Source organism: Thiomicrorhabdus heinhorstiae (assembly GCF_013391765.2).
Lineage (GTDB): Bacteria > Pseudomonadota > Gammaproteobacteria > Thiomicrospirales > Thiomicrospiraceae > Thiomicrorhabdus > Thiomicrorhabdus heinhorstiae.
In genome coordinates, this window is sequence record NZ_JACBGI020000081.1 from 1 (window position 1) to 412 (window position 412).

Sequence of the window (412 nt, forward strand, 5' to 3'; positions counted from 1 at the left end):
GCTTCTCGGTCACGCTCCTCAAGCATTGGGGTATTCATAGCTTGTTCCTCATTGGTCGAAACGGCCGGCACACCTTTTAGTTGGGCCTGGTAGGCGCCTTCAGGTGGTACAAAAGGGAGGCAAGTTGGTGATACAAATGGCTTGCGCAGCATCCCTTCACAAGCCTTACAAGGACGCCAAATTCGAATCCGCGTGATGGTGAAGAATCGTACAGAGCATCGCTTGGAAGCTCTAGGATGGTGACCCCATCGGTCCCCCCGCAACGATTACCCGTGAACCTGGTCAGAGCCGGAAGGCAGCAGCCACAGCGGGAGCATTGTGTGCCGGGGTGTGGCTGGTGGGGTTGCCTCCATAAAGCCCCCTCGCAACAACCCTCTTGTTTATTCCGCTATCCAATTCATCAGAATTTTTC

At 54.6% G+C, this 412-nt stretch carries 1 other RNA gene; it reads left to right on the plus strand.

What is annotated here, in order from left to right:
- Window positions 1-246 precede the first annotated feature (246 nt).
- Window positions 247-343, plus strand: an RNA gene (gene ffs, locus H8792_RS12460) — signal recognition particle sRNA small type.
- Window positions 344-412: the final 69 nt, after the last annotated feature.